The following is a 14,541-nucleotide window of genomic DNA, read 5'->3' on the forward strand; positions in this document are numbered from 1 at the left end:
TAAAGGGAGCGATCGCCCAGTTTGATCCCGGTGTCAGTTTTGACGTAGATTGTCCTACTAGCACCACCTGTGAATTTCCATTGGGTTTGAGGTCAGTGCGCTATGCGGTCCCCAAACCTGGTAGATTTGAGCGAGAGCAAGCAACACATTAGCAAGATTTAGCACGATGAAAGTCCTAGTTATTGGTGGCGACGGCTATTGCGGTTGGGCAACAGCACTGTATCTCTCAAACCGAGGCTATGAAGTTGGGATTTTAGACAGCCTGGTGCGCCGACACTGGGACGCGCAACTCTGCGTGGAAACCCTCACGCCCATCGCTCCCATTCAGCAACGTATTCAACGCTGGAAAGATTTGACCGGCAAGTCCATTGATCTCTTCGTTGGAGACTTGACGGATTACACGTTCCTCAGCGGAGCCATGCACAGCTTTGAGCCAGAAGCTGTGGTTCACTTCGGGGAGCAGCGATCGGCTCCCTTTTCCATGATTGACCGCGAACATGCGGTGCTCACCCAGGTGAATAACGTGGTAGGAACCCTCAACCTGCTCTACGTGATGCGGGAGAGTTTCCCAGACTGCCATTTGGTGAAGCTGGGCACCATGGGCGAATATGGTACTCCCAATATCGACATTGAAGAGGGCTACATCACCATTGAGCACAATGGTCGCAAAGATACCCTACCTTATCCAAAACAGCCCGGATCGTTCTACCACCTCAGCAAGGTACACGATTCTCACAACATTCACTTTGCCTGCAAAATTTGGGGGCTGCGCGCTACCGATCTCAACCAAGGCATTGTCTACGGGGTGTTGACCGATGAAACCGGCATGGATGAATTGCTGGTGAACCGGTTGGACTATGACGGTGTGTTTGGGACGGCACTCAACCGCTTCTGTATCCAAGCGGCGGTGGGTCATCCGCTGACGGTCTATGGATCGGGGTCGCAAACCCGCGCCATGTTGGATATTCGCGATACGGTGCGCTGTGTGGAACTGGCGATCGCTACTCCGGCTAACCCTGGAGAATTCCGTGTGTTCAACCAATTCACAGAAATGTTCAGCATTCAAGACATCGCTCTGATGATCAAGGGTGCGGGCAATGCTCTGGGGCTGAGCGTGGAAATCAAGAGCATCGACAATCCTCGGGTGGAGGCGGAAAAGCACTACTTCAACGCCAAGAATACCAACCTGTTGGATCTAGGGTTGCAGCCCCATCTGCTGTCTGATTCCTTGCTGGATTCTCTCCTCAACTTCAGCATCAAGTACAAAGATCGGGTGGATGAATCGCAAATTCTCCCGAAGGTCACCTGGCGGTAACTTTGCTCCGGGGCGATCGCTTCTTCTGGGAGCGATCGCCTGACCTGACTGACCTTAGGGTGGTGTACATCGGCGTCTCGATGGGGCACGTGGGTTGGTCTAGGTTGGGACGTGCTGTACTTGCTGTACGTCTTGATGCTGTGTGCTTGTTGTCTTGTCCTACTTACAGTCCCCTCATCCCGTTCTAAGTCATGCGCATTGCCCTATTCACTGAAACCTTTTTACCCAAAGTTGATGGCATCGTTACCCGTCTCAAGCATACGGTGGAGCACCTACAGCGCTTGGGTGATCAGGTGTTGGTGGTGTCGCCGGATGGTGGCTTAACGGAATATAAAGGGGCAAGAATTTATGGAGTGCCGGGGTTTCCTCTGCCGCTCTACCCAGAACTCAAGCTAGCCCTGCCCCGTCCGTCCATCGGGCAGACGATTGAAGAATTTCGTCCGGACTTAGTGCATGTGGTCAACCCAGCGGTTTTGGGGCTAGCGGGGCTGTTTCATGCCAAGAACCTCAAGGTGCCCTTGGTGGCGTCCTACCATACCCACTTGCCCAAGTATTTGGAGCATTATGGGTTGGGAATGCTGGAAGGAGTGATGTGGGAACTGCTGAAGGTGGCCCACAACCAGGCGGAGATTAATCTCTGTACCTCCACGGCCATGCAGGAGCAGCTCACCACCCACGGCATCGAGCGGGTGGCGGTGTGGCAGCGGGGCGTGGATACGGAGCTATTCCAGCCCCATCTCACCTGTGCCGAGATGCGATCGCGCCTCAGTCAAGGACATCCTGAGAGCCCTCTCTTGCTCTACGTGGGACGGCTGTCGGCGGAGAAAGAAATTGATCGGATTCGTCCGGTGCTAGAGGCGATTCCCAATGCTCGTTTGGCCTTGGTGGGCGATGGCCCCTACCGGGCCGATCTAGAGAAGCATTTTGCTGGAACACCGACCCATTTCGTGGGCTATCTAGAAGGGCTAGACCTAGCCACGGCCTTTGCCTCAGCGGATGCATTTATCTTCCCCTCTCGGACAGAAACCTTGGGGCTGGTGCTGCTAGAAGCGATGGCGGCTGGTTGCCCGGTGGTGGCGGCCAACTCCGGCGGCATTCCCGACATTGTCACTGATGGTGTGAACGGCTATCTGTTTGATCCGATGGATGAGTATGGGGCGATCGCTGCCACGCAACGTTTGCTTTCGCAACAGGCTGAGCGGGATACCCTCCGTCACAATGCTCGTTTGGAGGCAGAGAAGTGGGGCTGGTCGGCGGCTACGCGGCAACTGCAGGGATTTTATCAAGAGGTGGTGGATAACTACCGCTCCCTGCCGTCGGCGGCCTAGCTGTTGCCGACGTTATGTAGCTGTACTATCCAATCTCGGATGACCCACTACATTTTGCCCTCACTCTATCGTCTTTCCAAACGTACTAGGCAGGCTCAGAGCAGTCCTGTTTGATGTAAACGATCAACCATGCGACGCACTTGCTTGGCCCATGTCCAGTCCTGCATAAACTCAGCGGCGGCTTGTCCTTTCTGGCGGGCCGTGGCGCGATCGCTATAGATCTGTTCCAACGCCTCCACGATCTCATCCACATCGGATTCACCCCAGCCCTCAACCCCCACAAACGGCGCGATGGGCTGCACGGGGGCTTGGTGACGTAAGGGATAACAATGCTTGCCGATGATATCCAAATGGCCGGTGTTGGCGGAAAGAATCGTGGGAATGCCGCAGGCCAGGCACTCCATGGCTGCTAGGTTGGTGCCGCCTTCCCCCCGATTGGGAAAAATGGCGACATCGGCTTCTCGAATCACTTCCCCCATCAGGTAGTTGGGAATGGGGCCAATATCCATGACCTGTTGGGGAGGAATGCCGTTGGCGGCCAACCAAGGTTTAACCTGAAGGCGGCGCTGGGCATCGATCGCCGGTAGACCCTGCACATGACTGCGGTCTATGCCCTGCATGAACTGGGGCCAAAAATTATGCCAGGCGGTGAGCAGGAGGGTGTCGGGATGGTGTTCCACGAAGCGGCGCACGGCCGCCACCACAATATCCTGCCCTTTGCGATATTCCAGCTTGCCACCGGAGAAAATCACGAAGCGATCGCCCAAGAGCCCTGATTTTGGCCCTGGATGGAAACGGGTAGGGTCGATGCCCTGGGGAGAGGCATAGGCGTGATCCAAGCCCGCTGCCCGCAAGACCGTTTCGTTCCATTGGGAGCCGGCGATCATTAGCTCGTACTGACGACCCCGAGCGATCGCCTCTGGTGGTAGATGGGTATCTTCGAGGAAAACTACCCCCAGATTGCGATCGCCCCGCAGCTTGGGCATGAGTCCGCCTTGGAGGCCATTGCCTAGGGCATGGAGTACCGGCACATTGAGCTGGAGCTGTTTACCGGGGTTGGCATCTAGGAGCGCTTGCAGACGTTGGTATTCCGCAACGATCGGCGCTAGGAGCGATCGGTGTAGGGGATTGAGCTGATCGATGGCTTCGGATTTGGCCAACAGCACGGGCGCGAAGTCGGGCATCTGCTGAAGCTGAAGGACGAGGTTGATACCAAAATTTCCCCAGCCGGTCATCAGGCCCATGGGCCAGCCTACGCCCAGGATGTGTTTGGTAGGCGTGGGGGCGGGCGTTGCCATCGGGTAGTGCTCCTGAAGCTGGGTGAGGAGTTGGGCGATCACGGGTTGCCAGGTATTCGCCTGGGTCTGGCGGAAGAGACGCAGGGTGGGATACCAGGGGCTATCGGGGCGATCGCTCAACCAGCGCCAGTCGCAGGAGAGGTGGAGGAGTACCCAGGTAGGTTTGCCTAGGGCACCGGCTAGATGGGCAATCACGGTATCGACAGTGATCACCAGATCGAGCTGGGCGATCGCTCCGGCGGTGTCGGCCAGGTCGGTGAACTGGGAGCCCAGGCTGATCACCCCTGCCCGGTCGAGGACAGCCTGTTCCTCGGGTAAGACGTCTTTTTGCAGGCTGTAGAATTTTACGGATTTCAGGGAGAGTAAGGGTTTCAGGGCATCTAGAGAACAGGAACGCTGCTCTCCGGTTTTGCTCAGGCGGTTGGCTGTCCACACGAGCCCAATGTTGGCACGACGGGGATCGTGAGCAGGCAGGGGACGTAGAGTTTCCGGGGGGGGCAGCAGATAGGGGCAGGCGGCGGGAATGGTCTCTAGGGTGGTGCCGAAGATGCGGGGCAGGCTCATGAAAGGCGCTTGGTAGTCCACGCCGTCCGGTACCTGACCGAGTTCAAACACCTGAATATCTCCCCCAAGGCTGGCGGCTAGGGTGCGGAATAGACGTCCTAAACCCGGCTGATGGCATTCAATCCACAGGCGATCGCACCTGGCTTGCACCTGGGGGAGATAGCGCACCATTTGGATGGCGTCTCCTAGCCCCTGTTCGGTATAAAGCAACAGGGTTCCGCGCACCTCGCCTCCCGTCCACATGGGTTGCTGGAACTGCCGGGGCGGACAGTCGGGGTGCTGCCAGCGCCATTCGTAGTCCTCCCAGCCCTGGGTGAACTGGCCTAGTTTGAGCAAGACGGCGGCCCGGCCACAGCGCGCTTCTAGGTGATCGGGTTCCAAGGTCAGGGCCTGGTTGTAGTAGTTGAGGGCTTCCTCTAGGCGATCGCCCCGTTTGAGGGCGCTGCCCCAACTGTTGTAGCCGTCGGCATAGTTGGGCCTGAGGGCGATCGCTTGTTGATACTGCTGAATGGCATCGTCGATGCGGTCTTGTCCTTGGTAGAGGGTGCCGAGGTTGTGCCAGGCTTCGGCATAGTCGGGCTTGAGGGCGATCGCTTGTTGATAGTGCCCTTGGGCTTGCTCTGTCTGTCCAGCTTTGTCGAGGGCGACGGCTAGGTTATTGTGCAGTTCGGCATAGTGGGGCAGGCGGGCTAGGGCTTGCTGATAGAGAGCGATCGCCTCCTCTAGATCACCGGATTGGTAGGCAATCACCCCTAGGAGATGCATGGCGTTGCCGTCTTGGGGATAGCGATCGCGGAGTTGTTCGTACAGGGCTTTGGCGGCCTCTAGCTGACCGGCTTGGTGCTGGGCGACGGCGGTTTTGAGGAGTGATGACCGGGAGGGGCGATCGCTGGCGGGGGATCGCTGGGTCGAGGCTGCAGCGGCTGACCGACGCTGGGCTAGTTCTACAGTGGGTGTGGACGGTGAAGCCAGGGAGGATGGGTTGGCCAGGGCGGCGGCGATCGCTGCCATGACCGGCGACCAATCTCCTGAGGCGGTTTGGCGGAAGAGGCGAGCGGTGGGATACCAGGGGCTGTCGGAGCGATCGCCCATCCAGCGCCAGTCGGCCATGACGGGCAGTAGAATCCAAGTGGGCTGCCCCAGGGCTCCGCTCAGGTGGGCTACGGCGGTATCGACGGTAATCACCAGATCTAACTGGGCGATCGCGGCGGCCGTTTCTGCCAAGTCGCTGAGCGCCCCACTCAGATCAATGACACCATGGGCTTGCAGCCAGGCTTGATCCTCGGGATTGGGATCTTTTTGCAAACTGTAGAGCTGTAGTCCAGGCTGCTGGGCGATCGCCTGCCAATGGTCGAGGGGGCAGGAACGCTTACTGCCGGTTTTGTTCACCGGATTAGCGGCCCAGACGATGCCTAGCTTGCGGATGCCGGGGGGCGCGACGGGCAGGCTGAGCTGGGTCGTGGGGGGGATCGATAGGTAGGGCACTTGGTTGGGTAAGGTATCCAGGGTGATCTGCAGTAACCACGGCAAACTCATCAGGGGTGCATGGCAGTCAAACTCGGGCAGGGGTTCACCCCGGATCACCCACTGGTCAACGCCTGGCACAGTTTGAAAAAGACGCATCAACACGTCTCGGCACTCCAGCACCACCCGTCCTCCCAGAGCGATCACCAAGGGCACAAAGCGCATCGCCTGAATGGCATCGCCCAAGCCCTGTTCATCGTGGAGCAAGAGGGTTTTTCCCGCAAAGCGATCGCCTGTCCATAGGGGCTGGGAAAAATCCCGAGGTGGGCAATAGTCATACTTCCAGCGCCATTCATAGCCCGCAAAGCCTTCTAGGAAATTGCCCATGCGCAGGTGCAGGGCAGCGCGACCAAACTGGGCATCCACATGGTCAGGATCAAGGGCGATCGCCTGTTCATATTTCTCCATCGCGGCGGGCAATTGCCCCATTTCAGTCAGCAAATAGCCCCAACTGCTGTAGGCATGGGCATAGGTGGGATCGATGGCCAGCGCCCGCTCGTAGCAGGGAATGGCCTCCTCGCAGCGGCTCTGGATGCGGAGCACGGAGCCGAGGCTGCGCCAGGCTTTCGCATAGTCTGGTCGCAGGGCGATCGCTTGCTGAAACTGCTCGGCCGCTTCGGCATGCTGCTGAAGACGCTTGTAGATCGTGCCTAGGTTCAAATGGGCTTCGGGATAGTCTGGCCGCAGGGCGATCGCCTGTTGAAAGGCAGCGATCGCTTCCTCGGATTGCTCTAGGTTTTGCAGGGCCGAGCCCAGGTTATAGTAGCCCTCGGCATAGGTGGGCTTGAGCGCCAGAGCCCGCCGCAAATAGTCTGCGCCCTCGGCATAGCGCTGCTGTTGGCACACTAAAGTCCCCAGCAGTTGCAGCGCCTCCATGTGATCGGGGTCTTGCTGCAAAATGCTTTGGTAGAACGGTGCGGCTTGCTCCAAGCGACCGGCTTGATGATGGACAAAGCCCTGTTGGATTACAGACAGGTGAGGCTCGACGGGCTGGTCTGGACTGGGATCCGCAGACGGCTTGGAACTGCGGGGCAAGCCTCCCTGGGCGATCGCCCTGCCCACGTTTGCAATCACCGTTGACCAATCACCGGGTTGGGGCTGGCGAAACAAGCGCGCTGTAGGATACCAAGGGCTATCCTGACGCTCATCCAACCAGCGCCAGTCCGGCTGGGTCGATAGCAAAATCCACACCGGTTTCCCTAGGGCTCCGGTCAAATGGGCCACGGCTGTATCGACGGTGATCACCCCGTCAAGTTGACTGATGGCGATCGCTGTATCGGCAAAGTCCTGCAAATCATCGCCCAAGTCCAGCACCTCACCCTGGGGAGCGAGGGTGGCTAGCTCTGAGCGGCGATCGCCCACTTGCAGACTATAAAATAGACAGTTGGGCTGAGTCAGCAGTGGCTGCAAGAGCGCCGCAGGGCAGGTGCGGTATTGATCATCTGGGTTGCCAGCACTGCCCGCCCACACTAAACCGATGCGGCGATGGTTGGGGAACTGTGCCGCACTGTTGGCGATGCGGGAGGCGATCGCTTGGGCGCGGGTGTCCCAAAGATGGGCTAGATCGATGTAGGGAATGGGCGCGGGAATCGTCTCTAGGGTGGTGCCCAACAGATGGGGCAGGCTCATCAGGGCGGCGTGCTGCTGTACCTGGCCAGCATCGATGGCGCTGCCTGCCATTTCCACACCGGGCACAGCTTGAAATAGGCGCACCAACGGCGACGGACAGCCCACCCACACCCGCCCATCCCGCTGCACCACCGCTGATACGTAGCGGATGAACTGGATGGCATCACCAAAGCCTTGCTCGGCGTGCAGCAAAATAATTTGTCCCTGGAGGGGGCTGCCGTCCCATCTGGGTTCCGGGAGAAGCCGGTCTCGCCGTCGCCATTCATACTCCGCAAATCCGGCAGCCAAGTCTCCCGATCGCAGCAGTGCCATGGCCAGGTTGACGTGGGTATCAGCATGGTTGGGCTGTAGGGCGATCGCTTGTCGGTAGTGGTCAACAGCGCGGGATAGATCTCCCAGGGCTAGGTAGATGGAGCCCAGGGCGTCGTAAGCCAGGGCCAGGCTAGGATCGAGGGCGATCGCTTGCTCATAGGCGGCGATCGCTTGGTGGGTTTCTCCTAGCTGCTGCAGAGCCGTGCCTAGGTTGAGATGAGCCTTGGCATAGTCAGCCTTGAGGGCGATCGCCTTGTGGTAGTGCTGGATCGCCTGGGGCAGATCCTGTTGCTTATGGCAGACGGTGCCGAGGTTGTGGTGCAGCAGGGCATCTTGCGGGTCGAGGGCGATCGCCTTTTGGTAGTGCCGGGCGGCGGCGGCATAGTCCTGCTGGTCATCCAAGGCGGCGGCCAGTTGCGCTTGCAGGGTGGCGGAGGCTACGCCGCGGTCTAGAGCTTGCTGATAAACTGCGATCGCCTCGCTGATTTGATGGTGTCGATGATAAAGACGGCCTAGGGAGAGATAGAGATGGATCTGGGTAGGCTCGGCAGCGATCGCCTCTTGGTAGGCGTTGAGGGCTAGCGGCAGATCCTGGGTTTGCTCCGCTAAGGTGCCTAAGAGCTTCAGGGCCTCGGTATGGCTAGGATGTTGGGCTAACACCTGACGATAGAGCTGAGCTGCCTCATGCCATCGACCGGCTTGGTGGTGTTGGAGGGCAGTTTGTAGGTGATCAGAGCTGGAAAAAGACATGCCCAAGGGTCTATGGCAACAACGGGAGCAAGAGGTGCAGGTGCGTTCAAAGCCCATCTCCCATCCTGGAGAGGTGGGGTGAGGATCTTCAATCTGGGTCAATCAACCCGATGGCTAGAATACCCAAGAGCGATCGCCCTTCGATCTAGACCGCGAGTTCTCCCCAGAACAGAGCTTGCTCCTCAGCATAATCTATCTCTTTGTAGAGGCGGTCAACGGAGATCCGTGGCACAATCAGAGCAAGACCTACAGGCCCTATTACCACCGCGTCTCACCGTTCGGCTGAATCGTCTAGATCCGACACCCTGACGAGTGGTTGTGGTCAGTAGTCCTGATTATAGAAAATCCCCCACAGCACAACTCTACCCAATGAGGGATTGCTAAGTCGGACTCATTACGAGTATGATATAGAAGTTCGAGAGCGATCGCTCCGGCTAGTGTCTAGTCCTAGGCTAGTTACCGAGTCCCGATCCGCTGCCCGATCCGCTGCAAGCGCGGAAGGGGTGAAGGTAGGCGCGGCGATCCCTAAGATTTGCTCAATCTTTCCCGTTTCATTGACAAACGATATATCAGGAGACATACGTATGACAGCTACGACTTCTCGCGCAGCAACTGGACGTTTTTATCCCACTCGGATCGATCTGGCTATGGAGGTGCGATCGCAGGTTGCAGACTTGCTGAACAAAACTCTGGCTGCCACCTTGGATCTGAAAACCCAAACCAAGCAAGCCCACTGGAACGTCAAAGGCATGGACTTCTATCAACTCCATGAACTGTTTGATGAAATGGCAGGCGAGTTGAACGAGTATGTGGACATGGTGGCCGAGCGGATCACGGCCTTAGGTGGCACCGCCTTGGGCACCGCCCGCATGGCGGCTAGCAACTCCATTCTGCCTGAATATCCTACCGAGATTGTTGAAGGCGTTGAGCACGTGACGGCATTGGCTGAACGATTTGCGCTCTATGCCGCCCATGTGCGGGAAGCGATCGATGTCACCGACAATGCCGGTGATGCCGACACCGCCGATCTCTATACCGAAATCTCCCGCACCATCGACAAGCGCCTCTGGTTCCTCGAAGCCCATTTGGTGAACAAGGGTAGTCTTGCCTAGGCTGACGACTAGGGTTTTCTTGAAGCTTTAGTTGCACAGACGATCGCCCACTCCTCTAATCTGGGGAGTGGGCGTTTTGCAATGATGATTTCTAGGGTGTATGACCTCTATGGCCTTTCAACTTAGCTCACTTCACGAGTCGGATGCGGCTCAATTTAATGCGTTGGTCTGTCAATCTTTCGTGACCCCAGTTGATCGTGAAGCTCGCTATCTTCAACGGATTGGGCTAGACCATATACGGGTGTTGCGCCATGGATCGCAGCTTGTGGGTGGGTTGGCAACCCTGCCGATGGGACAGTGGTTTGGAGGCAAGCTGGTGCCCATGGTGGGGATTGCAGCGGTGTCGGTGGCCCCAGAATGGCGCGGGCAAGGGGCCGCGCTGGTGCTCATGCAAGAGACGCTGCGGGAGCTGCATGATCGCCATGTACCCATCTCAACGCTGTATCCAGCCGTGCAGCGTCTCTATCGTCAGGTGGGCTATGAGCAAGGCGGTATGCGCTATCGGTGGCATATCGACTGCGATCGCATCCGGGTGACCGATCCACCCTTGTCGGTGAGTCCTATGGCGGTTGATATAGCCAGGCTGCGATCGCTCCAGCAGCAGCAGGCTGCCTATCACACGGGGCATCTCGATCGCTCCCCAGTTCTCTGGAACGAACTCCTCGACATGTCGAAACAAGCTCTTTTCCTCTATCAGTTTGGCCCCACGGATCAGCCCCAGGGCTACGTAGCCTTTCACCAAGGTCGTCAAAGCGATCGCACCCAGATTGATGTATTGGATTGGGTGGTCACTAGTCCCGCTGCTCTGAAAACGCTCTGGGCATTTCTGGGCTCCCATCGATCGCAGATTGATCGAGTGCAGTGGCGCAGTGGGTTAATTGATCCACTTGCCCTAGGGTTGCCAGACCAGGAGGCTAAACCGGGAGATGGCGATCGCTGGATGGTACGCATTGTCGATGTTGTGCGTGCGTTGGAATGTCGCGGTTATCCCCTAGCCCTAACGGCAGATCTCTACCTCACGGTGCAGGATGATCTCTTGTCGGCGAATACGGACACCTTCCGGCTCTCCGTCGCCAACGGGCAAGGACAGGTCACCCGTCAGTCAGGAGATGGGCTATCGCTCTCGATCCAGGGTCTGGCAGCCCTCTATACCGGTCTATTTTCTCCAACCCAACTACGCTGGATGCGCTGGTTGGAGGGGGATGATCAGTCTGTGGCGATCGCCACCCAGATATTTGCCACTGGTTCTCCTTGGATGCCCGACTTTTTCTAGATGCAGTAGGTACTGGTTGCCGGAAGAACAGCGGCTCCTGTCCGTTCAGAGATATACTTTAGGCAAGTTAGCCTAGGCCTAACATGGTGTCCTTGCTAGTCAGTCGGTGGCAAGACGTTGCATAAGGCTGTAGCCCTAACTCACCAAAGCTTATCGTCCCTTGCAACCTGGAATGTGATTGCAACTTCTATGGCAGATCCAGAGCATCTTGCTACCCTCAAGAAGGGCATTGATTTTTGGAATCGTTGGCGACAAGAATCCTGTGTTTCTAAGGTTGACCTCAGCGGGGTCAACCTTAGTGAACTGAGCCTCGGCGGCATTAATTTAAGCGGGGTCGATCTATTTGAAGCGGTTTTATTACGGGTCGATTTAAGTGAAGCGAACCTCAGCCGCGCTAATTTGACTGGAGCCCAGCTTTTAGCGGCGGATCTCAGCGCTGCTAATCTGAGTCGCGCCAACCTTACCTACGCTCAACTGGGGGCGGCGGATCTCAGTGAAGCCAACTGTAATCGCGCCATTTTTCATGGTGCTGACCTCAGTGCCACCGATCTGAGCGATGCTAACCTCAGTCGTGCTGTGTTGACCGAGGCAGACTTGGGGGTTGCTGACTTGACGGATGCCATTCTCAAACGGGCAGACCTAAGCAAGGCCGATTTAACCGGGGCTCGCCTTTGTCGGGCTAACCTGCACGATGCCATTTTTGAACATACGATCCTGGATAAAGCCGATTTGCGGGGTGCCAATATGCCCAGCACCGCCATTCGTTAAAGCGATCGCCTTCCCTGCTCCGCCCGCTCTTTTATCCTAGGATCGGTTGAATCAGGGAAACAGCATTGCCGGGTTACAACTTCAGCTCATCATCCATGTTCTGTTTATGACTGTTCAAGTTCATTTTTTGCCGGATAATATTGCGATCGCTGCCGAGGCTGGTGAACCGTTGCTGCAAGTGGCTGAACGGGCTGGCATCAGCATTCCCACCGGCTGCCTGATGGGTTCCTGCCATGCCTGTGAGGTAGAACTGGAGGACGGTCGGGTGATTTGTTCCTGTATCTCCGCCGTACCGCCGGATTGCGCAGACTTGACCATCAACCTTATGGTAGACCCAACCTGGTAGGCTACATAAGCAGCGATCGCTTCTCTAGCAGATCGTAGTCTATTCAGAGTGGCATAGATAGATGCGTTAGGCGACGTCGTAACGCATCACAATAAACTATGGGCAAGCCTTTCGACGCCGCTCAATGCTCACGGAGTGCCAGTAGGATGTGTTAGGCGCAGCCGTAACGCATCCAAGCCTCATTGAACGCAGGTTAGTCAAAGGTTTTCGATCGCCCGGCATATTATGTTGAAAGGTTTGATGCACTATGTCTCATCTTGGACGGGGTATGCAACCGGCAGCACCAACCTCACCAATCCTACGCCAGGTGGAAGCAATGACCCCAAGTGCGATCGCTCTGGGGAGTAACCTGGGTGATTCCTACCAAATTTTGCAAGCGGCCTTTGATGTCTTAGCCCAAACTCCCCATGTATCTCTAGTGGCCCGGTCGTCGATCTACCAAACAGCCGCAGTGGGGCCACCCCAGCCTGACTATCTCAATGCCTGCGCGATCCTGGAAACCAGCTTGGCTCCCGAGGCGTTGCTAAGCACGCTATTGATGATCGAAGCCCAGTTTGGCCGCGTGCGGCGAGAACGCTGGGGCCCACGCCTGCTGGATCTAGATTTGTTGCTCTTTGGCGATCGCTGCCTGCAAACTCCGACGTTACAAATCCCTCACCCTCGCATGGGCGATCGCGCCTTTGTCTTGGTACCCCTAGCAGAAATCGCTGGACATTGGATCGATCCCACCACCGGACAGGCGATCGCCCATCTAGTGCAGCAGTGCGATTGTTCCGGTATCCAGCGATGGGAGGGCTAGCGATCGGGAGGCTACGTAACCTGAGTTCGGGATAAGCTGAAAGCTTCATTCTCTCGTAGGCTGAGATCTTGATTCTTTCATCCAACCAGCTAAAAAATTTCCTTAACCCGAACTGACGTTAAGTAGAACTACTTAAGAGCGGCCTGCTCTAGTTCATTCAACCGCAGTCGCATAGCTCGCTGCCAGGGCTCAACCCCAAGGCGGCGGATGATGTAGTCAGCCACAAATAGTGGAAGCCCCATCGATCGAATGCGGGCCTGAATCCGTGCTAGACGATCTTGCACCTGAAGCGCTTTTTTCTGCAGCGAGGATGGTGGGAGAATTTCATGACCGCTGAGCTGATAGCCACGCTGTACTAAGAGGTGAGCAACCTTGGCTTCTACTAACTGCACATCCTTTTTTTTCATCGTCCGCTGCCACTTCTGAGCGTAGCGAGCATCCGGGGCATCGTAGGTAGTGTAGTCTGGATAGCTGAGCATGTGGGCGCTGTAGGGCAGTCCAAGAAACTGACAAACCTGGGTGAGCACTGCTTCAGAATCTTGCAACAGCAGCTCATAGCGCACCTCAAGGTAGCGATCGCTGGTCAGCTTAGATTTGAGGGTTGTCCACAAGTCTTCTGCTTCACGCCAGCGCTCCACCCCCGTCCAAACATTTCCAGCCCAGCCCATGCCAATGCAGGATGGTGCCACATCTCTAGGATCACGAACGAGGTGAATAAATCGTGCTTCGGGCCAAATCCATAGGAGGCGATCGAAGTGACGATGCACCGTTGCACCCACCTGTTCTTTGCGATCGCGCACCTGCTTTTGTCGCATGAAGTCTTTGACTAGATCAGGGTAGCTTAGCTGCTGATCGACATGAAAGTTGTAGGTCTGGAAAATGCGATCGGTGTCTAATAGTTTGTGGTATTCCTGTAGATCAGGCCAGCATCCTGGTGCTGCTAAATGATCCACAATGAACTCAAATTCACTACACCAAGCTAGTTGAGGATGCCCATTGAGCATCAGTCTAAGCATGGTTGTTCCAGAGCGCTCAGCCCCTACCAAAAAACAGGGAGCACTGAGGGGATTATTCTGTATCATTGCAAGCCTGTATGGGTTCAGTTTTACTTCAAGCGCCTTGTTTAGAATAGCGTAGAGATGCCCGTGTTTAGCCCGTAAAGACTAGCATGGTTTGATCGTGCCAGACATCTATCTAGAGAATGATAATTTTGGCTAAATCCAACCGTGCTGATCCTTTATTCAAGAGACGTATTGTGATGATATTTGTGGCAAAAAAGTTGCATTCAAATGTATGGTCTAATGATTCTCAAATGCTCGCCCTGACTCTATATGTTCGCATGTAATTTTTAGCGCAACTTCTCATAAAGTCCAATAGCAATAACACGGATATTGCACCTCAAATTTTCTATGGCTGCTGCGTAGCTGAAGGTATGAATTATCCTAGGGGATCACCGTAGTTTCCGCTTTGAAAGATCCAGAATAACGCTTGTAAAGCAGCAAGAATGAGTAGCTGCAATTCTT

General features: G+C 56.3%; 9 protein-coding genes. 7 read left to right on the forward strand and 2 right to left on the reverse strand.

The genetic code is table 11. The annotated features are described in order from the left end of the window. Nucleotides 1-166 precede the first annotated feature (166 nt). Together V6D20_00285 and V6D20_00290 are read left to right on the forward strand one after the other, a co-directional pair. Nucleotides 167-1,315, forward strand: coding sequence for an NAD-dependent epimerase/dehydratase family protein (locus V6D20_00285; protein ID HEY9814235.1), 1,149 nt, complete (start codon nucleotides 167-169; stop codon nucleotides 1,313-1,315). Nucleotides 1,316-1,506: 191 nt separating this feature from the next. Beyond that, nucleotides 1,507-2,643, forward strand: a complete 1,137-nt coding sequence (locus V6D20_00290) for a glycosyltransferase (GenBank protein ID HEY9814236.1) — start codon at nucleotides 1,507-1,509, stop codon at nucleotides 2,641-2,643. A gap of 95 nt (nucleotides 2,644-2,738) precedes the next feature. Here the strand turns inward: V6D20_00290 and V6D20_00295 are convergent, their stop codons facing one another. After that, nucleotides 2,739-8,720, reverse strand: a complete 5,982-nt coding sequence (locus V6D20_00295) for a tetratricopeptide repeat protein (GenBank protein HEY9814237.1) — start codon at nucleotides 8,718-8,720, stop codon at nucleotides 2,739-2,741. Nucleotides 8,721-9,304: 584 nt separating this feature from the next. On the opposite strand from V6D20_00295, the gene dps reads away from it, so the two are divergent. The 5 genes from dps (at nucleotide 9,305) to folK (ending at nucleotide 13,018) form a co-directional block, all read left to right on the forward strand. After that, entirely contained in the window at nucleotides 9,305-9,832 is a 528-nt protein-coding gene (gene dps, locus V6D20_00300) for a DNA starvation/stationary phase protection protein Dps (GenBank protein ID HEY9814238.1), read from the forward strand. 109 nt (nucleotides 9,833-9,941) lie between these two features. Further along, a complete protein-coding gene (locus V6D20_00305) occupies nucleotides 9,942-11,105 on the forward strand; it encodes a GNAT family N-acetyltransferase (GenBank protein ID HEY9814239.1) in 1,164 nt (387 codons plus the stop codon). Between the two features lie 174 nt (nucleotides 11,106-11,279). Then, nucleotides 11,280-11,873 carry a pentapeptide repeat-containing protein gene (locus tag V6D20_00310; GenBank protein HEY9814240.1) on the forward strand — a complete coding sequence of 198 codons (594 nt, stop codon included), beginning with the start codon at nucleotides 11,280-11,282 and terminating at the stop codon, nucleotides 11,871-11,873. A gap of 106 nt (nucleotides 11,874-11,979) precedes the next feature. Then, nucleotides 11,980-12,219 carry a 2Fe-2S iron-sulfur cluster binding domain-containing protein gene (locus tag V6D20_00315; GenBank protein HEY9814241.1) on the forward strand — a complete coding sequence of 80 codons (240 nt, stop codon included), beginning with the start codon at nucleotides 11,980-11,982 and terminating at the stop codon, nucleotides 12,217-12,219. Between the two features lie 247 nt (nucleotides 12,220-12,466). Then, nucleotides 12,467-13,018, forward strand: a complete 552-nt coding sequence (gene folK, locus V6D20_00320) for a 2-amino-4-hydroxy-6-hydroxymethyldihydropteridine diphosphokinase (GenBank protein ID HEY9814242.1) — start codon at nucleotides 12,467-12,469, stop codon at nucleotides 13,016-13,018. 128 nt (nucleotides 13,019-13,146) lie between these two features. On the opposite strand, the gene V6D20_00325 is transcribed toward folK, so the two are convergent. Further along, nucleotides 13,147-14,100, reverse strand: a complete 954-nt coding sequence (locus tag V6D20_00325) for a sulfotransferase (protein HEY9814243.1) — start codon at nucleotides 14,098-14,100, stop codon at nucleotides 13,147-13,149. Nucleotides 14,101-14,541 lie beyond the last annotated feature (441 nt).

The sequence above is a fragment of the Candidatus Obscuribacterales bacterium genome, assembly GCA_036703605.1.
Lineage (GTDB): Bacteria > Cyanobacteriota > Cyanobacteriia > RECH01 > RECH01 > RECH01.